At 45.9% G+C, this 25584-nt stretch carries 16 protein-coding genes; 13 read left to right on the top strand and 3 right to left on the bottom strand.

From position 1 onward, the window contains the following. Nucleotides 1–119 precede the first annotated feature (119 nt). Nucleotides 120–3455 carry an amidohydrolase family protein gene (locus ACMCM8_RS14465; protein ID WP_412723294.1) on the bottom strand — a complete coding sequence of 1112 codons (3336 nt, stop codon included), beginning with the start codon at nt 3453–3455 and terminating at the stop codon, nt 120–122. A 392-nt stretch (nt 3456–3847) separates the two neighbouring features. Between ACMCM8_RS14465 and ACMCM8_RS14460 the strand changes: the two genes are divergently transcribed. From ACMCM8_RS14460 to ACMCM8_RS14400, 13 genes are all read left to right on the top strand, one after another. After that, nucleotides 3848–4237, top strand: a complete 390-nt coding sequence (locus ACMCM8_RS14460) for a glyoxalase (RefSeq protein WP_412723293.1) — start codon at nt 3848–3850, stop codon at nt 4235–4237. Nucleotides 4238–4449: 212 nt separating this feature from the next. Then, nucleotides 4450–6330: a sigma 54-interacting transcriptional regulator gene (locus ACMCM8_RS14455; protein ID WP_412723292.1), complete on the top strand. Its 1881-nt coding sequence runs from the start codon at nt 4450–4452 to the stop codon at nt 6328–6330. A 15-nt stretch (nt 6331–6345) separates the two neighbouring features. After that, on the top strand, nt 6346–8934 hold the full coding sequence (locus tag ACMCM8_RS14450; protein ID WP_412723291.1) for a TonB-dependent receptor: 2589 nt from the start codon (nt 6346–6348) through the stop codon (nt 8932–8934). Between the two features lie 39 nt (nt 8935–8973). Then, nucleotides 8974–10173 (top strand): CaiB/BaiF CoA transferase family protein, encoded by a 1200-nt coding sequence (locus ACMCM8_RS14445; RefSeq protein ID WP_412723290.1) that lies wholly within the window; start codon nt 8974–8976, stop codon nt 10171–10173. After that, nucleotides 10173–11087, top strand: coding sequence for a hydroxymethylglutaryl-CoA lyase (locus tag ACMCM8_RS14440; protein WP_412723289.1), 915 nt, complete (start codon nt 10173–10175; stop codon nt 11085–11087). Before ACMCM8_RS14445 ends, ACMCM8_RS14440 begins: the two co-directional genes overlap by 1 nt. 2 nt (nt 11088–11089) lie before the next feature. Beyond that, the gene (locus ACMCM8_RS14435) at nt 11090–13159 is read left to right on the top strand and encodes a hydantoinase/oxoprolinase family protein (protein WP_412723288.1); all 2070 of its coding nucleotides are present in this window, start codon (nt 11090–11092) and stop codon (nt 13157–13159) included. Between the two features lie 8 nt (nt 13160–13167). Then, nucleotides 13168–15033, top strand: a complete 1866-nt coding sequence (locus tag ACMCM8_RS14430) for a hydantoinase B/oxoprolinase family protein (RefSeq protein ID WP_412723287.1) — start codon at nt 13168–13170, stop codon at nt 15031–15033. Nucleotide 15034: 1 nt separating this feature from the next. Beyond that, the gene (locus ACMCM8_RS14425; protein ID WP_412723286.1) at nt 15035–15664 is read left to right on the top strand and encodes an isochorismatase family protein; all 630 of its coding nucleotides are present in this window, start codon (nt 15035–15037) and stop codon (nt 15662–15664) included. Between the two features lie 5 nt (nt 15665–15669). Further along, the gene (gene leuC, locus ACMCM8_RS14420; protein WP_412723285.1) at nt 15670–17076 is read left to right on the top strand and encodes a 3-isopropylmalate dehydratase large subunit; all 1407 of its coding nucleotides are present in this window, start codon (nt 15670–15672) and stop codon (nt 17074–17076) included. Next, nucleotides 17076–17669, top strand: a complete 594-nt coding sequence (leuD, locus tag ACMCM8_RS14415; protein WP_412723284.1) for a 3-isopropylmalate dehydratase small subunit — start codon at nt 17076–17078, stop codon at nt 17667–17669. The genes leuC and leuD overlap by 1 nt, the downstream gene beginning before the upstream one ends. Nucleotides 17670–17969: 300 nt before the next feature. Next, nucleotides 17970–20354, top strand: coding sequence for a TonB-dependent receptor (locus ACMCM8_RS14410; RefSeq protein WP_412723283.1), 2385 nt, complete (start codon nt 17970–17972; stop codon nt 20352–20354). Between the two features lie 14 nt (nt 20355–20368). After that, nucleotides 20369–21073, top strand: coding sequence for a response regulator transcription factor (locus tag ACMCM8_RS14405; protein WP_432759735.1), 705 nt, complete (start codon nt 20369–20371; stop codon nt 21071–21073). Beyond that, complete coding sequence (locus ACMCM8_RS14400) at nt 21073–22311, top strand: sensor histidine kinase (protein WP_412723282.1); 1239 nt, start codon at nt 21073–21075, stop codon at nt 22309–22311. Before ACMCM8_RS14405 ends, ACMCM8_RS14400 begins: the two co-directional genes overlap by 1 nt. A gap of 319 nt (nt 22312–22630) precedes the next feature. Here the strand turns inward: ACMCM8_RS14400 and gorA are convergent, their stop codons facing one another. Together gorA and ACMCM8_RS14390 are read right to left on the bottom strand one after the other, a co-directional pair. After that, a complete protein-coding gene (gene gorA / locus ACMCM8_RS14395; protein WP_412723281.1) occupies nt 22631–23983 on the bottom strand; it encodes a glutathione-disulfide reductase in 1353 nt (450 codons plus the stop codon). 229 nt (nt 23984–24212) lie between these two features. Then, entirely contained in the window at nt 24213–25529 is a 1317-nt protein-coding gene (locus ACMCM8_RS14390; protein WP_412723280.1) for a response regulator, read from the bottom strand. Between the last annotated feature and the right edge of the window lie 55 nt (nt 25530–25584).

Below are 25584 nucleotides of genomic sequence, written 5' to 3'. Positions count from 1 at the left end.
TATACCATTCCACCTTAGCAAAATGTTGGAAAGGAAGACATAAAAAAGCCAGTGATCGGTTAATCACTGGCTGTTAAAAGAGGACGAATGAATTGGCTTAGTCTATAACTACCCCAAACTTAGTGCTCCCAGTGAAAGTGGTGGGCTTTGGCTTCTATTTCGTCCGCTGTTTGCTGAGGCATAAATGCGCGGTTGTCATTTTCAAAGAAGAAAGGCTGACGGGTTTTTTTACTGCCTACTTCATTCATCGTGGCTGCCTCATAGACGCGCCCATTCAGCACGGTATACTCCACGAATTCACTTTTTCTGATGTCACTTAACACATCGCCGTCGATGACCACTAAATCAGCCAGCTTACCTTTTTCAATACTGCCGAGATCATTGCCCATGCCCAAGTGCTTAGCACCATCAATAGTTCCCCCGCGAAGTGCTTCCCACGGCGTAAATCCGCCTTGTTGCATTATCCACAGCTCCCAATGCGCAGCTAACCCTTCCCGTTGTCCGTGGGCCCCAATGTGTACACTGACCCCATTGTCTCTCAAGGTCTTTGCATAGCGTGCAACGTTTTGGTGATTGTATTGATCCTCAGGGGCAGTCGGTCTTCTAATGGCGCGCTTGTCCAAAATAGTGGATGGGGTATAGCGCAGCAGGCGTGGGTTTTTCCATACCTCTGTTTTGTCGTACCAGTATTCTTCACCCATCATGCCGCCATACGACACAACAAATGTTGGGGTGTAGCCAAAGTCTGTGGCTTGCCACAGTTGAGTGACATCACTGTAACCCTTTTCTACAGGTATGCTGTGCTCAAGCCCTGTGTGACCATCCACTAACATCGTCAGGTTTTGTTGAAGTTTACCCCCTCCTTCTGGCACCACCATCATTTCCTGATTTTTGGCTGCCCACAACACTTGTTGACGTTGGTCTCGTCGAGGTTGGTTGTAGCTCTTAACTGAGATGGCCCCTGCTTCTTTTAAGCGCTCTACATGGAAATACGCATCATCGTAATTCTTAATAATCGCTTTGTAACCCAGACCTTCGGCACCGTACAAAATAGTACCCGTTGAGTATATACGCGGCGCTACAATGTGCCCTGTCCGTTGAAGTTCGGCGGCAGCAAACACTTCAGTGGTATCATTGGATGGGTCGTGAATGGTTGTTACTCCAAACGCTATATTGGAATACTGACTCCAGTTTTGCTGAGGAATAATTTCGTTACGGCCTTGCGCACCATGAGCATGAGCGTCGATCAACCCGGGAATAATCGTCTTTCCACTGGTATCGATTTGCATCGCGTTATCAGGTATTTGAATTTCTCCCCGCCTGCCTACTGCTGCAATGCGGTTGTCTTTGATCAGCACCACACCATTTTCAATAACTTCCTGGGTGTTGTTCGCGTCGCGCATGGTGACAACGGTACCGCCAACTAATGCTTTGTAACCTGTGGGTTTGTCCGCTTTGGTACTGAACGACAAATCAATACCTTTTGAAACCGGCTCGGGTAAACTGTCATCAGTGCCATCTACAAATGCAAACGCGTCATCCAAGTTGCGAGAAAACAACGTAGGACCATTGAACCAAGAAAGTGCACTGTTATCTGGTGACCAGGTTAAATATTCGCCGGCTCGTGATGATAGCTGAGTGACAGGAAGGGACTTCATGTCAGGTCCAATTGTAATTTTTTTGCCATTTTCAACAAATGGCGTCACATAGGTTTTGAACTGGTACACAAACGCGACCCACTTTTTATCATGAGAAAGTTTGTACTCACTTACTTTGTCGGCGCCATATATATGAACTCGCTTGTCGTGACCATGCAAGTTAACACTAGAAAGTTGGGTTTCGTAATAGGCTTTACCACCGGCAGATTCAGTAAAATATACGCGGTCATTCCCGCCTGCAAAATGGGCATTGTAGCCACTGTCAGCAATTTTTTCTGCTGTATTGTTTGATAAATCGGCTACGTAAATACCCGGCTCGACCGAGTATTTAGGGTCCAGTAAATATCCACCAGTGAATTTTCTGTACACCACTTTTTTGCCGTCAGCGGAAAAGGAAGGTTCTATATAGTGTCCAGGTTGTGGACTAATCACCTTACTCTTGCCACCGCGAACTGAAACCACACGCACGGCGCCCAACTCTTGATCGTTCCACGTCGTGTACACAATGGATTTACCGTCATTTGAAAAGCGCGGGTAATATTCATCGTGATCGTTTTGTTTGGTCAAACGGCTGATTTTTCCGCTCTTTATGTCACGTAAATACAGCTTGCCAAGGGCTTGAAAAAGGATGGTTTTGCCATCGGGTGACATTTGCGACCAACGGATCATTTTTACGTCAAAATCATCGGGGGCAACATCGACAGTAAAGTGCAGGGCGTCGGCGTATTGCACAGTGGCTTGCACATCAATATTAATGGTGTGGCTGGTCTTGTCTTTTATATCGATGCTGTGGAATTTACCCCCTGTCCAATAGACAATCTTTTGGCTATCTGGCATCCAGTCAAAATAGGCGAAATAGCCTTCAGAGCCGAACCCTTCTTGCATATCGCGCTCAAGTTCAACGGTAAGTAGGGTCTCTACACCGGTTTTTACCTCTTTAATAAACAACCCTGTCTTGTTTTTCACACGGCGAATAAAGGCAATGTATTTACCGTCTGGTGATGGAGTGGGCACTACTGCCCCTCCCGTCCCGCTGATATAGCGATTTTCTTCGCCTGTTTCCCTGTCATATCGGGTAATGGCAAAAATGCCTTCTAGTGGGTCGCGGTTATAGTCGAAGCGACTGCCAGCCACGGTATTTTCAGTGAAGTAAATATACTTTCCATCCGCAGAAAATACTGGGTCTGCTATATTCTGTTGGTCTCGCTTACCGTGGGTACGCGCCTTAATCTGAAGACCTTCTCCCCCAGACTTGTGGTACATCCATATTTCACCCGCTGGAATACTGCGACTGGACATGATGCCTTTTGTTGCCACGAGATATTCACCGTCTGGGCTCCATTTGGGCGAGTGAATTAGGTTGTTTTTTTCCTTGGTTACTTGGCGCAAATTGGTTCCGTCAATGTCCATTACCCAGACATTGTTCAAACCATCCCGGTCAGAAATAAAGGCTATCTGTTTGCCATCAGGGGATATGGCAGGATGGATATTCCAAGCAAAATCTTGCGTGAGAGGCGTTGCCTCTCCCCCTGTTATGCTTACTTTGTACAAGTCACCTAGCATGTCAAACACCATAAAGTCACCGCTTGGTGCAACGTCTAAACTCGACCAAGTGGTTTCAGAAGTGTTGATAGTGACTTCATTAAGGCCAAAGGGGGGCGTAGTCACGTCCCACTTACTGTCTTCTTCAGTCGTTGTCTTGCTATCTTCATCAGCTGCTAGTGCATGCGGGGCAGGAATGAAGCCAAGTGCACTTACCAGCGCGACTGCCAGTAGGCTTTTCGATGCTTTTATCATTTTCGTGTTTCCAAGCGCGTGTTGTAGGTGTTGGGTTTACTAAGCTTGTGGGCTTTTTTTGCACACAGCGCAAAGCGTAAACTAATCCCCTAGCTTACTCTAAAACCGCGTGATGCTTTCTGTGTTATGCGATTGTGCGCTGGATTTTAGCGTTTAAAAGAGAGTGGCATTGTAATCATTGACTTGTTTTTTCATTTTTATACCCGCCCTGCGGTTGTAGCCCAATAATTGCTTAATGATTGTTGAGGGGGCGTAGACTCTGGCTGCGCGTCTTTTCACCGGACGGTGTGCTATTTATACAAGGTCAACACCACCTAATATGCCTTGTGTAAAAAATCACTTTTAACTGATGAGGTTTAAGTACTTCAAACAATAGAAAAGGAGTTAGTGCTATGGCCCAACACCTCCATCATATTAACTTTTTAGTGCGTGACCTGAATAAGGCAATCAGTGCATTTGAGCAGTTATTTCTCACTTCTCCCATTATTGAACCTTTGCCTTTACGGCAGGCCATTACGGCTAGGTTTAAGGTGGATAAAACATGGTTTGTCTTAGTGAGCCCCACGGAGGATAGCGGTGTGATTGCGGACTTATTAGAGAGAAGAGGCGAGGGTGTTTTTCTTGTGTCGTTCGGTGCTGAAAGTATTTCACGGGCGTTAAGTGAACATACCTATTTAGAGGTTGAGGGCACCCCACGTTCAGGCCTCAGTAATTGGTTAGTACAAGATGTGAAGGCGAGTTACGACTTCAATGCTATTTTTCAATTCTGTGAGGAAAAATGAATTTCATATTGAAATTTTCTTTTTCAATATGAAATAAAAAGGTCTGGTTATTTTTAAAGCAGTGTGACTACACTGGGTGCTCAATTATTACACAGTCCCCGTGAAGTCTACGTTCATTGTTTTTTTTATTAAGTTGGCATGGCCGGTGCAATACCGAGTGCAACAATAACAAAAATTGTATCGCTTCAAGTGGGAAATTTTGGAGAAATACAATGGAAAACAATAACGTGAAGACAGTAAGCTCAGAGCATCCACAGCTTCGTATTCTCATTATCGGCTACAATGAGTTTAGTCAGCTTGTAGGCAGTATCGTCCCAGATTACTTCCATCAAGCGACATTTAAAATAGTGGACTCCATTGTAGGTAACACGGTTGAGATAAAGCAGCACATCTCAGATTTTTCTCCTGACGTGGTGGTTAGCGCGGGTTCAAATGCTCGCTACTTACAGTCCGCACTGTCTATTCCCGTGGTGGCAATGCAGATCACCGAGTGGGATATTTTTGCTGCCATAGAGAAGGCGTCTAAGGTTTCTCGCAATATCCATCTTGTCTCATTTGCAGCGGCGTCATGTACGGCCGCTTTTGCGAGTACTCATTTTGGCATATCCATTACCGAACACATTTATCTCACACCTGATCAAGCCAGAGAGCATTTTCACATTGCCAGCAGAACACGTGATGTCGCTGTCGTAGGCGCAAGCCTAGTGTGTGGTTTGGCGAACAGCAAAGGTATCCCTTCATTTCTGATTTACTCAGAAAGCTCCTGTAGAAAGACACTTCAAGACGCTATAGAAATGGCGCAACAAAGGCGTTTACAAACAAAAGACAGCGCACTGGTAGATTGGCTGCGCACTAAGTCACAAACGCCCATTATTATGGTCGATGAAAGTGATAATGCATTAACCCTTAATAACGCTGCCAAGGAGCATTTAAATTTAAGTGCTAATGCAGAAGTAGATTTAGACGCGCTCATTCACCCCTGCGGCGGTAAACGGGAAAGTGATGGAGAATGTGTCATCAATGGTGAAGAATGGTGGTTCCACCTCGATACGCTTTCAAACCAACATTCAAGTCAGTTTGTCTATCAGCTCTATCGTAAAAAGTTAAAAAAAGCCGCACCTACACCCAATCTTTCACCTCGTCATGAATTGGTATATCGCTCTAAAGAAATTCAGGGAGTACTTCAGCAAGTCAGTGCGTTCTCTAATTCACCCAGTAATGTCCTTTTGTTTGGGGAGTCAGGTACAGGTAAAGAGTTAGTCGCTCGACAGATCCATCAAAAAGGTCCCTATGCCCATGGCAAATTCGTCGCACTGAACTGCAGTGCTATTCCTTCTGAATTGTTCGAAGGTGAACTGTTTGGCTATCAAGATGGCGCCTATACCGGCTCAAAGCGAGGCGGACGTAAAGGGCTAATTGAAGAAGCGGAGAATGGTGCACTTTTCCTCGACGAAATCAGCGAGTTGGCACTGGATCAACAAGCTAAATTGCTGCGTTTCCTGCAAGAGCGTAGTTATCGTCCGTTGGGGGGGAATCAAGAAAGAGAGGTTGATCTCAAATTAATTGCTGCATCAAACCGTTCATTGTCTGACATGGTAGCCAGTGGCGAATTCAGAGAAGACTTATACTACCGTTTAAATGTCTTTAATATTTCCATACCTCCTCTACGCGCTCGTCCAGCGGACATCCTTCACATTGCCAAACACAAATTGCATCAGTTGGTAAGTCGTTACCGTCTTAACGAAACACCAGACACCCTACTTGAACATATACAACAGCCATTTATGTCCCACGACTGGCCCGGCAACATTCGTGAGCTCGAAAACGTTCTCGAGCGCATTGTGGCTTACCTCCATACCGTAAATGACATTCAACGACTACAGCCGGCCTTGCCACAAATTGCGCCAGAGTTATGCGGTAGCCGACAAGCCTATTCGGCTGATAAAGGAACAATAAAAACAAAAGAAGAAGAACTCATCTTGGAAGCGCTGACACGCTGGCAAGGTGACAAACGTAAAGCAGCTCAGGACTTAGGTATTAGTCAAACCACCTTGTGGCGACGGCTAAAAACGATGAATCACAACAATAATTAATGTTCGGAGGTAATCATGCACACCATGAAAAAAGGTTATGTGGCATTCCAAGTATCATTGGCATTAGCTACAGCAGGAGCGGCAGTACCTGCCTGGAGTCAACAACAAAGCCAAGGGCAATCTCAGGCAGACACTGAGATGGTGGAGATCATCAGTATTTCTCGTAAGCGGCCAGAGAGCATTCGAGAAGTGCCGATAGCGGTGACTGCACTGTCAGCCAGAGAACTGGAAGCCGCGGGTGTGGAGCGTTCGGGCGATTTTATTGGTTTGATTCCCAATGTCAGTATTGTTGATGCGGCAAACGTCGGTGATACCCAGGTCAATATTCGCGGCATTATTTCAACCCGCGATGCTGAGTCTACTTTTGCGTATGTGGTAGATGGCGTTCTTCAGACTAACCCCAACAGCTTTAATGAAAGCCTTACTGATATTGCTCAAATTGAAGTATTAAAGGGCCCGCAGGGGGCTTTGTACGGGCGTAATGCAGTGGCTGGCGCCATATTGGTAACCACTGAAAAGCCGTCGGATATTACAGAGGCGCGTTTAGAAGGTGGAATTGGCAACAACAATACGCAGCGTTATTCAGGCATGATAACAGGGCCTTTAACTGACAACGTGTTTGGTCGCCTAGTGGTGTCTCACTCAACCACAGATGGGTTTTATGAAAATGTTTACCTAGGCCGCGATGACGTAGTGGATTACCTTGAAGACACTTCCGTTAAGGGGCGACTCATTTGGGAGGCTACCGACAACCTTACCTACGACTTAAGAGGTTCATACAGTGAGGTGAGTGGGGGGGCGATAAACTTCAATGCGGTTTTCGCGTTACCGAGCTTTGTCGAGGATTTTGGTCAAGAAGCGTTTTTTAACGACGTAAACGACCACGAGTTTATCTTCGCATTTAACGTACCGGGTGAAAACGAACAAGAGACAACGGAGCTCTCACTAAAAGCTGATTGGCAGGGTGATACGTTCGATATCACAGGGGTCTTGGCATACAACGATTTAGATGAATATTTACTGTCAGATGGCACTAGTGCGTCATTTTATGGCTATGAAGTAACAGAGCAGTGTCAAAGTGACAGAGCAACACTAAACAATTTACCTTCTGATTTTGGCGGTGCAGGGAGGAGTGATCTCTTTGGCGATTTCTTATCGCCTTTCGTTGTGCTGCCACCAGGCCAGGATTTTCAAGGTGTTTACGGTCCTTATACACCCACTTCATGTGATGGATATCAATATCAAAACCGCAGTCAACGGGATTACAGTGGAGAGTTAAGATTTACTTCCAATGATACCGATGCCCCCTTGCAGTGGATTGCCGGTGTGTATTTTGCCGATATTGAGCGGGATGTAGTGGTGGCTTATGGAGCAGATTTAGGCCAAGGGTTTCTCAGACAAGCTTACGTGCCTGCTGACGGTCCAAATCCTACCGATCTTCTCTTTGACGATACGTTTTCAACGACCGTGTTATCAGGATTTGGTCAGCTAGAGTATGACATTAATTCCCAATGGGAAATTTCACTGGCAGTGCGTTACGACAATGAATCGAGAGAGGTAAGCAATAACGTTCCCAATGTGTCGGCGTCAGGTTATAACGTCAATACCATCGTCAACGGGGTAGTTGGGCCGATTAATCCTGCATTTAATGCCAACCCGGAAGGTATTCCCTCTCGAGAGCAAAGTTTCAGTCAATGGCAACCTAAAGTCACGTTAAGTTACGAAGCGTCGGACAACGTTAACTTATACGCCAGCTACGGCGTTGGTTTTCGAAGCGGTGGATTTAACTCGATCGGTACGGAAGCCACCTTAGATTATTGGTTTAATGCCAGTGGCACTGGTAACCCGGGTGATGCAGTGGATGCACAGTTAATTGTGCCAGATAACTATGCCAAAGAGGTAACCACCAGCGTTGAGCTTGGAAGCAAAGGAGTATTTCTTGAGAACCGCTTGAAAGTAAACGCGGCTGTTTTCCACACCAAGGTGGAAGATAACCAGTTTTTTGAGTTTTTTGCAGGCCCCTTTGGGTTGCTTCGCGCTGTGACTACCATTGATGAGCTTGAAATAAAAGGCGCTGAGTTAGACCTAAATTATCGTGTAACGGAAGGGTTGAGCGTATTTGCAGGTGCGGGCTTTATCGATAGCGAAATTATTGAAAATAAACATCGTCCACTCAGCGTAGGAAACGAAGCGCCACAAACACCTGATGTCTCCTACACACTTGGACTGTCTTACGATACTGAGCTCACTCAATCTCTCATGCTTTCCACACGTATTGATTATCAATATGTAGGCGAAACCCATTTCCACACCTTGCAAGGTGAGCAAACCCCTACCATATGGGACTTCTTTGGTACGTTGGGGGGCGGAGTTCCACCTGGCCCACACTCACAAGACTTTAGTAATGCCAAGCGAGATGCATACAGCACTGTCAATGCGCGCATAAGCCTGTCTGGTGAAATGTGGAGTATAGCGCTATGGGGCAAAAACCTAACCGATGAACAGTATTTGCAGGAAGTTATACCGGCCCCTGAATTCGGCGGCTCGTTTGTACATCCCTCTGCACTACGCTCTTATGGCCTTGATTTTACTATGAATTTTTAAACTGTTTTTGCTTAGTTGATTGTCTATCAGGATGTATTTATGAATAAACCATTATCAGGCGTTACGGTAATCGATCTTACGCACATGTTGTCAGGTCCTTACTGTGGAATGATTTTAGCTGATTTGGGGGCTGAAACAGTCAAAGTGGAACCTCTTCAAGGTGAGGGCACGCGGAAGCTATTGGCGACCGACCCCGAAAACTCTCTGGATGGAATGGGTGCTTATTTCATCACGTTAAACAGAAACAAAAAAAGTGTTTGTATAGACCTCAAATCTGAAGAGGGATTGCAGGTGTTTTATGAATTAGTAAAACAGGCTGACGTGGTGGTGAATAATTTTGGCGCTGGCGTGCCATCGCGGTTGAAGATTGACTATGAGCACTTGCGTAAAGTGAACCCCAAAATTATCACGTGTTCCATTACAGGCTTTGGCAGCAATGGGCCTAACTACAAACGCCCCGCGTTTGATCAAGTGGCACAGGCCACGGGCGGTGGCATGTCTATTACAGGTACCGATCCTGAACACCCCGTTCGCGCGGGAATACCTATTGGAGACTTAGGCGGTGGGATGTTTGCCGTGATGGGTATTCAGGCAGCCTTAATAGAACGGGCAAACAGTGGAGTAGGGCAAGACGTTGATATCTCTATGTTGGATTGTCAGATCTCGCTGTTGAATTACATGGCGACGATGTACTTTCTGTCGAATAAAGATCCCTTTCCAATAGGGAACTCGCATTTTGTTCATGTGCCTTACAACACCTACAAGACCGCCGATGGGTTTATCGTCATTGCCGTGATAACCGATAACTTCTGGCAGAACCTCAAAGCGGTGGTACAGATAGCATCACTAGATATCCCTGAATTTGATACGCAACCCGGCCGTTGGGCTAAAAAAGACATGATTGATGAAACACTCAACACTGTACTTCAATCGCAAACCTCTGAGTACTGGCTGTCTAGGCTAGAAGCTGCTCGCATTCCCTGTGCGCCGGTCAATACTTTTTCCCAAGCGCTAAATGATGAACAGGTCAAGCACCGAAAAATGGTCGTCGAACTTACATCAGGTGAAGGGAATAAAACGAAAGGGCCGGGTAACCCTATTAAGTTTTCACGCACCACTGATGAAGTCTTTTCACCCGCACCAAAACTCGGTGAGCATACCCAAGAAATATTAACTGGCGTCGTGGGACTATCCCCCCAGGAGCTTTCGCGCCTTTACGATCTAAAGGTGGTTGGCTGATGGCACTTAAAGAAAAAATCACTATTAACGATGTCGGTCCAAGAGATGGCTTGCAGAACCAAAAAAAGCAGCTAACGGTAAAACAGCGCTTGTCGCTGATAAATGCATTAGTTGATGCGGGGCTACCAGCGATTGAAGTCGGCGCACTAGTGTCTCCTAAAGCCGTGCCAGCCATGGCGGGGACTGATGAAATTGTGCGGCAACTTTCCCACCAAGACAGCGTAGCCTATTCAGTGTTAATTCCCAATGAACGGGGGTTCACTACTGGGGTAGAACTAAATGTTCCCGTTATGTCGTTGGTAGTTGCGGCAAGCTCGACAATGAACGAAAAGAACATCCGCATGACCACGACACAAGCGTTGTCCATGTCTTCGGATGTACTCAGTCTGGCGAGCCAATTGCAACGCAATGTACAAGCCTATGTGGCGACCGCTTGGTCGTGTCCGTTTGAAGGGAAGGTAGATAGCGATCAGGTAGTCAAAGTAAGCCACGCGTTACTTAATGCTGGCGCATCTCACATTGTTGTCGCCGATACCATAGGCGCGGCTTCCCCTGATGCGGTATATGCCCTTATGCAAACTTTAGTGAGTGAATTTGGTGCAAGCGCACTGTCTTGTCACTTTCACGATACTCGCGCGATGGGGGTGGCCAATGTTTACGCCGCCATCGAAGCTGGCATCCGCCAATTCGATGCATCAATTGCCGGTTTAGGAGGGTGTCCGTTTGCGCCTGGCGCAACCGGTAATGTAGCGACAGAAGATGTGGTATTGCTTGTGGAGCAGATGGGGTATGAAACCGGGATCAGCATGGCAAACCTTTTAAAAGCAGCCAATTTAGCGATTGAATTGACAGGTACTGCGCGTGGTGGTCATGCCAAAGCCTGGTTAGAACAACAAGAACAGAATAGGGGATAAACATGAGTTATCGATTAGGCGTAGACGTGGGAGGGACTTTCACAGACCTCTTGCTAATTAATGAGATCTCTGGGGAAACCTTTACTGCGAAAGTGCCCTCAACCCCGCATGATTCATCAGTGGGCGTGCTTAATGGTATTGACCGCATATGCGAAGAGTCAGGTGTGGATGTGGCGGATATCGCACGGGTAATGCACGGTACGACAGTGGCGACCAACGCTGTGCTGACCGGTAAAGGTGCAAAAGTTGCACTGGTGACTACCCAAGGTTACAAGCAAGTTCTGCAAGTTGCTCGTTCATTTTGTCCAGGTGGATTAGGCGGTTGGGTGAGCTACGTGAAAAAGCCCTTACTTGCTCCCTTAGAGCTCACTATTGAAGCGTCTGAGCGCATGGGAGCCGACGGTCAAATTGTTACCCCTTTAGATGTCGATAAACTGGAAGCCGAACTCTATTCATTAAAGGAAAAAGGCGGATTTACTGCCCTGACTATTTCTTTTATTAACGCCTATGTCAACGGTGAGAATGAGCGTAAAGCTCGCGAGTTGGCTCAGCGTATATTTCCCGATATGCCCATCTCAATCTCTTCTGATGTGGTTCCTGAATTACAAGAGTACGAACGCACTGAAACGACAGTGGTGAACAGTTATGTGCGCCCTGAAGTGGCGAACTACATCGACAACCTTTACAAAGCGCTCACTGAGCGCATGGGTGAGGATATTCACCTATCAATTTTGCGTTCTGATGGTGGACTTGCCTCAGCCCGATCTGCTACCGAAAGCCCGGTAAATTTGCTTATGTCGGGTCCAGCAGGAGGTGTGGCAGGAGCGATTCATTTTTGTAAGCAAGGTGGCTATAACAATATTTTGACCTTCGACATGGGTGGAACGTCTACTGACGTTGCACTTATTCAAAATGCCTCAGCACGGGTAAGACGAGAAACCCGCGTTGGTGATGTGACAGTGCGCGCGCCGTCTGTTGATGTTCGAACCGTAGGAGCTGGTGGAGGATCAATAGCATTCGTACCAGAGCTGACTAAGGCGCTTCGAGTCGGCCCGGAATCCGCTGGCGCAATGCCAGGCCCTGCTGCCTATATGAAGGGGGGCGAAGAGCCGACGGTGTGTGATGCCAATGTTGTGCTGGGCTACTTACCCTCTGATGTTCAACTGGGGGGGAAAATGGCGATTAATAAAGACGCGGCAATATCTGCTGTTAAGAAAGTGGCGGATGCCATGGGAATTAGTGTGGAAGCCGCAGCAGAAGGGATTATTAAAATTGCCAATGAAGCCATGTTCGGCGCGTTGAGATTGGTTTCTGTTGAGCAAGGTTACGACCCCCGAGATTTCGCCTTAGTTGGATTTGGCGGAGCGGGGCCTTTGCATGCTAATGCTTTGGGTATATTAACCCAGGCATGGCCAGCCATTATTCCTCCTGGGCCAGGTGTACTGTGTGCTTATGGGGATGCCACTACGCAAGTGAGAGATGAAGCCTCACAAACTTTAGTCTCTTTAGTTGATGACCTAACAGAGCAAGGTTTTAAAGAGGTGCTGGTGAATTTAGCCGAAAAAGCTTCCTCGACCTTAGTGGCTGACGGAATTGCCATAGACGATCAGGTGATTAGCTATGAGGCGGATGTACGCTACACAGGTCAGGCGTTTCAGTTATGTGTGCCTTTCACTCAACAAGGGTTGGATACAAATGGATTGGATTTGTTGAAAAGCCACTTCGATGCTGAACACACCCAATTGTTCACCTTTGCATTAGAATCGGGGCACGAAATCGTCATGGTACGTGCCATTGCCACAGCTAAAACGACGGCCTTACCTTCACCTCCGCCGGTGGACAGTCGCTTTACCTTAGAAGACAGCAAATTAGCCGATACAGAAATCTATTACGAAGGGCAATACCACAAGGCTGCTATTTACGAGCGCAGTAAATTGCATGAAAAGTTAGCCGTAATGGGCCCAGCGATTATAGGTGAAATGGACTCAACAACGGTCATTTTGCCCGGTTATATTGCGACTGTTGATAGCGTGGGCAACTTGCTTATCAATCCCCAAGCGTCTGGAAAATAGGAGGAATTATGAACAACAAAATAAAACAAACGAACTCTACCCCATTGACCAGAATCGAAGTCGATACCGTAACGGTGGATATTATTGAAAATGCCTTGCGCAATGCCCGTGAAGAAATGGATGCGGTATTGTTTCGCACCGCAATGAGTCCAGGTATTCGCGAACAAGGCGACTGCTTTCCCATGATAGCCAACAAAGATGGCAAGATGGTCGTAGGACAATTTGGCTCGTTTATTCACGGCTTTCTAAGTGCGTTTGATGGGGAGTTAGAGGAAGGGGATATCATCCTCACTAACGACCCTTACATGACCAATGCGGCGGTGTCTCACCTTCCTGATTGGATTGTACTTGTGCCCATATTTAAACAGGGGAGGCACATAGCGTGGTCGGCTATGTTTGGTCATATGTCGGATAATGGTGGCATGGTGCCAGGCTCTATCCCTATTAAGGCTGAAACCATCTTTCAGGAAGGCATACGCATTCCGCCCACCAAGTTATACAAAAAAGGTGTACTGCAACAAGACATTCTGGAGTTGATTTTGCACAACGTGCGCACGCCACAATGGAACCGGTTTGATTTAAATGCATTGGTGGCGGCCTGTAAAACTGCGGCTAAACGGTGCCAAGACATTGCTGAGCGATTTGGTGATGACACCTTTTATTCCACAATGGAAATTATGCTAGAGCGCAATCACATTGCCATGGAAGCCATTATTAACATGATAGTGCCTGAAGAGCCTCGGGTGTTTGAGGACTACCTTTGTGACGATGGCGTAGGTATGGGGCCATATAAAATTCGCTGTAAAATGTGGCGGGAAAACGGCAAAGCGATTTTTGACTTTGCGGGTACCGACCCTCAGGCTAAAAGCTCAATAAATTTCTACCTGAACGAAGATATGTTCAAAATGTTCTTCGGTTCATTCACCATTAATTTGGTAGATCCTCAAATACTTTTCAACGACGGATTTTACGATTTAGTTGACGTACGCATTCCTCAGGGAAGTTTGCTCAAGCCCAATTATCCTGCGGCATTATCGGGCAGAACGCACGCACTCGGGCGCATTTTCGACGTGATGGGAGGGTTGTTGGGCCAGGGTGCGCCAGAAGCGATGAATGCAGCCGGATTTTCGGATTCTCCGCATTTGTTCTATTCAGGATACGATGATAAAGGGGAATGGTTTCAACTATTTCAAATTGGCTTTGGCGGTATACCGGGTAGGCCTGTGGGTGACGGCCCAGATGGTCATTCCTTATGGCCAGGCTTTACCAATGTGCCCAATGAGTTTATCGAAGCCTACTTCCCATTAAGGGTCGAAACTTATGAAACTATTCCTGATTCCGGTGGTGCTGGGTTGCATCGTGGGGGGAATGGTTTATCGGTCGCCTATCGTTTTTTATGCGACGGTGCGATCGCTATACATGATGATCGCTGGTTGACCTACCCATGGGGTGTTAATGGTGGTTTACCCGGGAAACGTTCGACCAAGCGTTTGGTTCGCCAAGATGGCACCGAAGAAATATTGCCTGCTAAATGTGAAGGTATCACGGTTAAAGCGGGTGATCTGCTTTACTTCGACACTTGGGGTGGTGGTGGCTGGGGCGACCCTTATGAGCGCGATATAGTTGCCGTCTCTAACGATGTAGCACGAGGCTTGGTAACAGAGGAAGGTGCGCGTCGCTACGGTGTGATCATTCACAATGGGGTTATTGACGAGCAAGGGACAGTGGCATTGAGGGAAGAAATGAAACAGGCCCGAGGGGAAATACCACTGTTTGATCGAGGCGGCACACTTGACGAGATAAAAGCACGAGCATTGGATGAAACAGGGCTGCCTGCTCCTGTGTCTCCCACGTTTCATCAGGCCAGGATCTAGTATGCAATTATCAAAATGTGATTTGCCTACTCAGGGGGTTGACTTCGGTCAGCGCCCTGGGCTGATAGTGGTAGATATGAGTGTGGGTTTTACCTCGCCCAACAGTCCCCTTGGCGGGCAATTTGAAAGTGAAGTTGCTTGTGCCAGTTGGTTAGTTGAGCGTTTTTATCGCGCGAATTTACCGGTGTTTTTCTCTACCGTAGTGTACGACACACCACAGCAACAATCCGTTTTTAGAACTAAGTTGCCTGCGTTGGACATACTGCAAAGAGGAACTGAGTGGGTAAATATTGATGCGAGCTTAAAGGTGCGAGAATCACATCACATCATAGAAAAAACCGCACCAAGTGCTTTTTTTTGTACCCAACTTGACCACCGGATTCGAATGGAAAAAGCAGATTGTTTAATGGTATGCGGACTTACCACCAGTGGGTGCGTAAGGGCTACCGTGGTCGATGCGCTATCGTATAACTACCCCGTTTGGGTGGTGGAAAATGCTTGTGGTGATAGAAATCCGGCAGCGCATACAGCAAATCTTCATGATTTACATGCCAAGTATGCACAAGTAGTGAGCCGCGAAAAGGTCAATCAATACTTCACTGAACAGTTTGATAGCGCGTTCAAGGGCTGAGCATTATGGCAAAAACTTTATACGATAAGCTTTGGGAAAAGCACTTTGTTACCTCGGTAGACGGAGATGGATTGCTGTACATAGACAGGCACCTTATTCATGAAGTGACATCACCTCAAGCTTTTGATGGCTTGCGACAAAAAAACAGAAAGGTTAGGCGTCCCGACCTCACCATCGCGACTATGGATCACAGCATATCAACGAAATCTGAAAGCTTAGATGCGTGTGGACCCAAAAATGCGTTGCAACTTAAAACGCTGATCCAAAATTGTCGCAAACACAACATTGTGTTGTATCCGGTGGGAGATAGTAATCAAGGAATAGTGCACGTCATGGGGCCCGAAATGGGGCTGATCCATCCTGGTATGACAGTGGTGTGTGGCGATTCGCACACGGCGACACATGGCGCGTTGGGCACCTTAGCGTTTGGTATTGGTACCTCAGATGTTGAGCACGTACTCGCTACGCAAACCATCCGTCAGTCTAAAGCCAAAAACATGCGGGTGACCTTTACTGGCGTATTGCCTAAAGGCGTGGCAGCCAAAGATATGATCCTCGCTTTAATACGAGAGATTGGTCACGATGGGGCAACGGGGCATGTTATTGAGTATTGTGGTGATGCGATTACGCGCCTTTCCATGGAAGGGCGAATGACGATTTGCAATATGAGCATTGAAGCTGGCGCGAAAGCCGGATTAGTGGCGCCGGATGCAGTGACGTTTGCTTACCTGGAAGGTAAACCCTTTGTGCCGAAAGGCAGTGACTTTGTCCGTGCAAAGGAGCAGTGGCAACAGTGGTATTCAGACGACAACGCTCACTTTGACGCTGATGTTTCCATTGATGTTTCAAGCCTTTCTCCTCAGGTAACCTGGGGTACTAATCCTGGTCAGGTTATTGGAATCGATGAGGCGGTACCGTTCCCTGATGAAAACCACAGCGAAGCTTTAGATAACGCGGCTAGAAAGGCCCTTAATTATATGGGAATAAAAGCGGGCGAACCGTTAGCAGGCATACCCGTTTCTCATGTGTTTATAGGTTCATGCACCAACAGCCGTATAGAAGATTTACGAGAGGCGGCAGAAATCGCTGCAAGGGGGAAGGTCGCGAAAGGCGTAAAGGCCATTGTTGTACCCGGCTCCATGCGAGTAAAAACACTGGCTGAAGATGAAGGGTTAGATAAGATTTTTTTAAATGCGGGGTTTGAGTGGCGGCTACCGGGCTGTTCAATGTGTTTAGGTATGAATGATGATGTCTTAGGTGAAAAAGACCGGTGCGCATCGACCAGTAATCGCAATTTTGAAGGACGTCAGGGTAGAGGCGCCCGTACACATTTAGTAAGTCCTGCGATGGCTGCGGGTGCAGCGATATCTGGAGAATTATGTGATATCAGATACTTATTGGAGCATGCTTGATGTCAAATTTGAAAATGATTTCGTCGATTGCTATCCCGTTTAATCATAACAATGTGGATACCGATCAACTTTTACCCAAGCAGTTTTTAACGGAAATATCCCGTCAGGGCTTTGGCAAGCACCTATTGCATGACATTCGTTACTTAGATGAAAATGAAGCGGTGCTCAATCCCGAATGTGTGCTGAATGATCCGGCATTTACAGGCGCTGAAATTTTAATTGCAGGGGATAATTTCGGATGTGGCTCAAGTAGAGAACACGCGCCCTGGGCCATTGCCGACTTTGGCATTAAGGTAATCGTTGCTAAAAGCTTTGCCGATATCTTCTATGCAAATTGTTTGAATAATCAAATATTACCCATCGCCCTACCTAGTCAGGCAGTCGATGTGTTAGCGAATAAATCACAGGCCAACCCCTGCCAAATAGTGACAGTTGATTTGCCTAACCAAACCATTACAAACGGCGAAGATACCTATACTTTTACTCTTTTGGTACACCATAAACAGAACTTGCTTAATGGCGTAGATAAGATTGGCAGAACACTACTTGAAGAGGCGGCGATAGCGGCATACGAAGCACGACAATTTAGTTGAGATAAGCTCCACAACCAAATCAGACACTATACCCATGTGTCAATTGCCCAAAGTGAGCTTTAGCTTTACCGCGAGTCAATCGAATACCGGTTGGACAGATACTTTCCAACCTTCGCCCTTCTTACTACCCTGCTAAACCTAAACTTTCTCGTTAATATTTTTTCATTATAAGACGACATTTTGGTCACATTTGCTCTGTTAGGCTGCTGACTTTCAATACTTTTCATTCATTGAGTTTTTAAAGGACAGCACTATGGCAAATCATTTGAGATTGCAGTTAATGAGTAGGGGACAAGTAGGATGATTGATGAAATCAAAAGAGTGATTTCCTTGCTGATGTGGGGATTCGTATTGGTTTGTCCTGATCTTGCTATCGCAGATGAGGCTCCGGGAGAATTAACCTTCATAGTTAAAAATACCATCACTGAGCAACCAATTGCGAATGTACGCATTTCCATTAAAGAAAGGGAGACTGCCGCTACATATACTGTAGTAACCAACGCGCAGGGTAAAGTTGTTGTCGCTAGGCTTGATCCGGGTCTTTATGCTATCAGCCTAGAGAAGAACGGGTATACACCCTTGTATGAACCTAGTATTCGTGTGGTTACGCGCAAAAATATAAAAGTTGAATTTGCCTTGAAAGAAGACTCTGTCGAGGTGGTCGAAGTAAGAACACAACAAACCAACTTATCGGGTTCGGGTTCAAGTATTTATTTGAATAGAGAGGCATTGAGAAGCGCAGTAGGAGGAGGAGCAGACCCACTGTTATCACTCGATGGGTTACCAGGCTTAGCCTCAGAAAGTGAATTTGCAAGCTTCAGTGTTCGTGGCCGGGGCCCTAGAGATAACTTGCTATTTGTCGATGATTTTCCTTTCGATAAAGCGGTCCACTTTGATGCAACTCTGGGTGAAGAGGAAGATGTGGGCGGCGGTGGACGGTTTTCCATTTTCGCTCCAAATGTAATTAGTTCAGCAGAATTTTCTCCAGGAGGATGGAATGCCGCTTATGGTGGGCGCACAGCATCTTTACTGAAATTAGACGTTGCTGATGGCAATCCAAGTCCTTCAGCCAGTTTCCGGTACGACTTAGCAGGGGTTGAAGTTGGCTATGATGGCCCAATCGGTCTTACCGATGATGCCACAATGTTAATCTCTGCTCGTCGCTTAAACTTCGGCGACCTTTTTGAAACTATCGATGAACTTGACATTGGCGAGCCTATTTTAAGGGACGTCATTGCAAAGTCATTTATTCCCCTAAGTGACAAGCACTCACTCGAAGTGCTGCTTATTGATACCTACGAGGAGTATACACGTGACATCTTCAACGTGTTTGCTTCGCCCAATTTTGAAGATGCTGCGTTACTTGATTTTGAACAAGATAGTGACTTGTTGGGTTTAACGCTAAGTTCATTAATGAGTAACGACGCCCTTTGGACCAACAGACTTTACTACCGAGTGAGTGACAAAAAGAGCTCGGAGGGAGAGGCTTTCCCTGATCTCGTCCCAGAGGGCTCACCTGCTACGAGTTTTCCTGTGAGGGAAGACATTATCACTATCACAGAAAGTGAGAAAGAAAGCGGCTGGCGCAGTGATTTTGAAATGACTAACCAGTGGGGTGTATTTAGTGCTGGTCTGCGCTTAACGCAAATCGAACTGGACTACAAAACAGTCTTGGATGGGAATTGGAATCGATATGTCTATGATTCAGATGATCAAAGAGAGAGCCCAGAGCAGCGCTATATTGTACTGACTCCTGAAAACATTAATGCGTCAACAAGTGAAAAAGAAACAAACTACGCGGGCTATATTGATCAAGTGTTCGAGTATGGCGATTGGGAATTCGGTACTGGTCTTCGGTGGGAACGAGATGGCTTTGCCGATGAAAGTTTTGCATCCCCTCGGTTGAGCGTGAACTGGCAGCCAAATCAAAGTATCAGGTATTTTGCGAGCGCAGGACTTTTTCGCCAGTCTCCACGGTATTTACAACTGGCAGCCAATGAATCAAATGATCTCAAGACAGAGAAAATTACCCATGGAAGCGTTGGTGTAAAATATTACCCGAGCAGCAACTGGGCCGTGCTTACCGAGTTATATACTCAAAATCTTGATAATCTGGTCGTTGATTTAGATAGAGCAAGTGGGACTTTCGCAAATTTGGGCGAGGGACGGTCTTATGGTTTAGATATTGTGGCAAATGGCACAATTTTCGAAGGTCTGTATGCCACAGCAAGTTACTCATACAACGATGCCGTAGTTGACCGCAAAGACGGGCGTGGCGAAGTTACTGCTGATTTTAGTCGCAAGCATGTCGCGACCTTCGGTCTAACGTGGGAAATCAATGATCGGTGGAAAGTCGCCGGTCGCTACAAATATCTTTCAGGCAGACCGGACGACGAATTTGTTATTCATGCCAATGTACTGGGACCAGGCGAACCTTTGCGCTTCTCCAAAGAAATAACTCAGCGAAATATTGGTCGCCAAAGTGGTGCGAGTCTTTTGAATGTACGTATTGACTATCGACGTGCACTGGGACCGGTAGACGTGACAGCCTTTCTCGATATAATCAATCTAACTGCCGCTTCTTCGGGCGATGAAACAGAGTTTGATTATCGCAGAGGCGTAGAAGTGAAAGACGAAAGTGAGACCGAGCCATTGCTTGGGCTAAGGTTGGATTACGCCTGGTAAGGAATAGAGTGAAAATGAGACTTGCAGGTAGTATTTCGCCAATCAAAGTATTGGTTGTCGAGGATAATCGCGACATATGTGAAAACATTGCCGCGTTTCTTGAAAAGTACGATTACATTCTCGATTTTGCGTACGACGGCCAAAGTGCAATGCACTTGGCGTTGAACGAGATGTTTGACGTGATTGTTTTAGATCTCATGCTCCCCAGGATGGATGGGCTTATTTTTTGCCAAAAATTAAGGATGAGCACTAAAGCAGACGTACCTGTACTCATGCTAACTGCAAGAGACACCCTTGAAGATAAACTGAAAGGGTTTGAAGCAGGAGCTGATGACTATCTGGTAAAGCCATTTGCCTTACAGGAATTACACGTTCGTTTACAGGTATTAAGTAAACGCAACCAAGTGAAAATGCCAAATCTCCTGGCGGTGGCAGATTTAACTTTAGATAGACTAACGCTACTGGTTCATCGCTCTGGTCAGCGAATTGACCTAACACCCGCATGCCTTAAGCTTCTTGAAAGACTGATGGAAGCATCTCCATCAGTTGTCTCTCGCAATTCCCTTGAAAATTTACTGTGGGCTGATGATCCCCCAGACGGTGATGCCCTTCGTTCTCATATGTATAAATTGCGGCAGGCGATTGACAGACCATTTGATATTCCTCTTATTCATACCATACACCGTATTGGGTATCGAATTGGCGAGGAAAGCCACTAATGAGTCGGCACAGTATCCGCAATCGCGTTGCCGTTGCGTTTGCCCTATGTATAGCTGGACTTAGTGTGGCTTGGGGGCTCGCTTTTTTCGCTGCGGTGAGGTTAAGTGAGGACAGAGTATTGACTCAGCAACTTAAGGTGGCGGCAGAAAGTTATCCTGATCTGACGAGTAACCTTCGCGGCTACGATGAAGCGAGTATGTTGCCTGAAACACTAAAGGAATGGGGGCTATCTCATCCTAAGGAAGGGTTATATGAATTCACAGCTGAAGAACTCCATGTTGCGGTGGTATCCAAAAATGATCTACAAAAGCCTGCTTTTGTTGTTTTCGATGTAGCAGGAATAGAAGCTGCGTCATCTGAGGATTGGTGGCTCTTAATGGTTATTTCAGGTGTGGTTGGCTCTTTAGGCATTGTGGGGTTTGGACTGGGACTTGTTGTTATGCGCAAGGCCGTGGCTCCTGTAGTGCAGCTTGCTAAAGTGGTCTCAGACATCGATCCTAAACAACTATCAAGGGAAGATATTAAGCGCGTAAAAGCAAACAGATTTGATGATGAGGAAGTTGGCCTACTTGCCGACACAATAGAGAAAGCACTTGAGCGTATTAGTGCCTTTATAGAAAGAGAAAGAAACTTCACCAATTCTGCAAGTCATGAACTGCGTACACCCATCACTGTGATATCGGGAGCGATAGAAATTTTGCAGCAAAGTTCGTTATCTGAAGCTGACTTTAAGATCTTAGATCGAATAAAGCGCGCCACGGTTGATATGAAGAATATGATTGAAATGTTCTTATGTATTGCTCGAGAAACCGATAATGGTTGGTATGAAGAACGATTTCTGGTTCTTCCATTAGTCAAACAAGCGGTAGAGCAACAGCGCTACCTTTTAAACGGTAAAACGGTAGAAGTTAATATCGACAATGCCGCCAATCCCAATGTTCATGGTCATTCCCAGGCGTTTGCCATAGCCGTCAATAACTTAGTGCGCAACGCGTTTGAGCATACAACAGATTCAGAGCATCCTATTCTCATTTGTCTAGAAAATAATGCGCTTATCGTTACCAATAACTTAAGAAGTGCCATGAGTACAAGTTATTCAAAAGCCTTTGCTTCACATTATCAGGGCTACGGTTTAGGACTGGGGATTGTACAACGTTTGTGTGAACGAAATGGGTGGAGTTTCTCACTACAAGTTGATGAAAAGCACGTTGTTGCTAGGCTTTCGTGGAAGTCATAACTTTTGTTAGCGTATCATCACAGCGGTGGTTTTTCCCTATATTAACCACGCTTGATAGCCAAAAGAGGAAGTTTGCCTAAGCGATATGAGTAGGTGATAAGCCCATCAATTACATTTCCCCCAGTATAAAAGAGACCGCATTTTTCTATTAGGCGTTGGCACTTCAATGCCTAATAGAAATGGCATAATTCTGCTTTACTCATTTCCTTATTCGGGCACTTGATATAAATTAAGTGACGTAAAAAAGCTGACTAACAGTGGTTACTCAGCTTAGAATGTATTTCAAGATTTTCAAATGTGTATCAGTAAAACTTCTACACTAGCCCGTCATAGTAACAAACTCTTCGGCGCTAGTGGGGTGTATAGCTACACAAGCATCAAAGTCAGCTTTGGTGGCACCCATCTTAATTGCTACCGCAAAGCCTTGTAATATCTCATCCATACCGTGGCCGATACCGTGTAATCCCACCACTTTTTCCTCTTTTCCGGCGCATACCAGCTTCATTTTAGTCATCTGACGGTGACGCGTCACAGCGGTATACATAGACGCAAAGCTTGATGTATATACTTTAACATTGTCTTCGCCGTATTCTTCGATGGCTTGTGGTTCAGTCAAACCTATAGTGCCGATAGGGGGATGGCTGAATACCACAGTCGGGATGAGAGAGTAATCCATGTGAGCCTCTTTTTGACCATTAAACAGTCTCTCACTAAGTAGCCGACCTGCTTTTACCGCGACCGGTGTTAACTCGGCTTTTCCTGTGATATCTCCCACCGCGTATACCTGTTTAGCCGTGGTGTTTTGGTATTTATCTACCTTTACAGTACCGTTTTTGTTTAATTCAACGTCAGTATTTTCAATCGCAATCATATCGGTAGAGGGGCGTCTTCCAATAGCCCAGATTAAGCAGTCGGTCTTTAACACTTCGTTGTTAGTCAAATAGACTGACAACTCGCCATTATCGTGTTTTACCACTTTTTCAACACTGGTGTGATTGTGTAATTTGCACCCTTCTGCGTTTATCAGATCCACCAATGTTTCGTGAATAATTGGGTCAAAATGTCGCAACGGCGCTTGCTGGCGTACGATTAAATGAGACTCCGTGCCTAAGGCATGCAGCACCCCTGCTAGCTCCACCCCAATATAGCCCGCTCCCACGACTACCGCTCGTTTAGGTTGAACTTTCAATGCAAAGAAGCCGTCAGAATCTATGCCGTATTCGGCGCCTTCAATATTCGGAAAGTTAGGGCGGCCACCGACAGCGATAGTGATGTGGTCAGCAGTGTATTGTTCGCCGTCCACGTCGATAGTGTGATTGTCGATAAATTTGGCAAACCCACGAATGAGTGTAACGTCGTTGGCGGTTAGTACTCTGTCATAAGAGGCGTGAATACGTTCGATATAAGCTTGACGACTAGCAATAAGAGTGTCCCAGCTAAAATGGTTTACCGACAGATCAAACCCGTATTCGGGCGCGTAGCGATGAATGGCTTCAGCGACTTGTGCGCCGTACCACATTGCCTTTTTGGGAACACATCCTACGTTTACGCAAGTACCGCCGATGTCTTTAGCTTCAATGATGGCCACTTTTTTGCCGTGCTTTGCAGCGCGGTTTGCTGAAGCAATGCCACCGCTTCCACCACCAATACAGATATAATCGAAATGTTTCATATTAAAAGCCTTTTTGTCGTTTAGGCGAGCAATTGGGGTTCACTTTAATACAAGTTGTACTGTGCTTTAAAGAAAAACGCTTACTTTAAAACTCAACTGCGGGGAATGTAAACCGTGCTCAATTGGGTCTAGACCGGCAAATGGCACGGGGTATTTCAATTTCGAGCGGAAAAAGGGACGGACTGCACTGCATATGCAGTCCGATGTCGGTGCAACTACCGAGTAAATTCTACTCTGCGCTGCTTTCAGAGGGCTCTGTTGCTTCTTCAGGCTCAACTTGAATATTAAAGGGGGTTCCTCGTTCGTGTTCAAAATGAATGAGTTTTTGGATGGTAGTCTCACTAAAAACATGTCCCTCTGGTAATATGAGAATATGGCTGTCATTATAGATATTTTGTGAAAGCACCATTCCAGGTTTCAGTTGGGTAGCTTTTAAGGAAGTATGAAGTAACTTAGACGTTGAAACGTCTTTGTCTTCCAATAGAAAGTCCAAGAACTCACCATCGTAGCGGGTGTTTCTGTGCTTCTTCATTTCTAATTTTGCGTCACGTGGACTCATTTCTATTCCGCTCATACGGCCGGTGATCAATCGCCAATAATCGCGGGCAATAGCCAGTATACGTGCACCTACCGGAATTTCTTTAGCCACTTTTTTGTTCAGCCCAGAGCCATTATAGTGCTCAAACTGGAACTCGATAATGTCTGATACCGCATGCAGTTCGTGAGCGGGGGCTAAAATTAACGCAGCTTGCTTAGTTTGTGACAAATAGTTTTGTTGCTGTTGATACTTAAGTTTAGAAAAAGGAGCAGAATAGTCATCGGTTTCTAAACCGAGTAACCCAATTTCACAAATTAATCCAGCATAGCGAATTTGTTTTATCGCCTCCTTGTCTAGCTTGGCGGTTCTCGCTATTTTTGATGCTAAGTCACTGACCTCAATTGCAAATTTTCCATTTACATTTGGGTTTATACTAATAACATTGAACAACACTTGTTCCATAGCAAGATTGTGTTTTTCTATTTTATTCAATGCTGCTTTAATTTGACGAGTACGCTTATGAACCATCTGTTCAAGCGAGGAATTGACGTCTTTTAATTTCTTGTTTTGTAAACGAGTCAGTTTTTGTAAACGTTCGTTTTCAGATTTTAACTTTACCCGCTCCAATCCTTCTTCCACTACTGAAATCAGTTCTTGGTTGTCCCAGGGTTTTTGTAGATAACGGTGGATTTTCCCCTGGTTGACAGCTTTTATAGTGGATTCGATGTCAGCATAGCCAGTAAGCACGACGCGAAATGTTTCGGGATAATTTATTGCAACCTGCTCTAACAGTTCAGCACCTGACATTTGTGGCATTTTCATATCTGAAATAACCACGTGAACCTCTTGCTTTTCCATAATTTCAAGGGCTTTGGTACCACTGTCAGCCAGCAGTAAATTAATATCCATGGTAAATAGCGCCCGCTTTATCGCGCGTAGGATATTGGGCTCATCGTCTACAAAAAGTACTGTATGGGTAACTTTCTTTTCAAGACCAGGATCTGTCATAACCTATCATCCTTAACACCTATTTTTATACAGATGTACGTGTAAAATGCAGAAG

The sequence above is a fragment of the Alteromonas sp. D210916BOD_24 genome (assembly GCF_047159385.1).
Taxonomy (GTDB): Bacteria; Pseudomonadota; Gammaproteobacteria; order Enterobacterales; family Alteromonadaceae; genus Alteromonas.
Note: the sequence above shows the minus strand (reverse complement) of the source record. Positions and strands in the feature narration are given on the sequence as shown.